This is a genomic window from Bifidobacterium sp. UBA744, assembly GCA_002298605.1.
Lineage (GTDB): Bacteria > Actinomycetota > Actinomycetes > Actinomycetales > Bifidobacteriaceae > Bifidobacterium.
On sequence record DBKS01000010.1, the window covers coordinates 1,258 to 1,474 of the forward strand.

At 64.5% G+C, this 217-nt stretch carries 1 pseudogene (cut by a window edge); it reads left to right on the forward strand.

The features are described 5' to 3' along the window. A pseudogene (locus B2994_RS00820) lies at positions 1 to 217 on the forward strand (tRNA (adenosine(37)-N6)-threonylcarbamoyltransferase complex ATPase subunit type 1 TsaE); its annotated part reaches 146 nt to the left of the window's first position; the annotation flags it as partial.

The following is a 217-nucleotide window of genomic DNA, read 5'->3' on the forward strand; positions in this document are numbered from 1 at the left end:
TTCACCATCGCACGCGAACTGGAGGGAGTCTTTGCCGATGGCTCGCGCGCGCATCTGGTGCATGTCGACGCATACCGGCTGGGCGGCGACGGATACGCGCCCGGACAGGATGCGGTGGGCCGCCTGCTCGACGAACTGGAATCCCTTGGTCTGGACGAGGAACTCGAGGATCCCGGCGAAGACACCGTCATCCTCATGGAATGGGGCGAGCAGATGG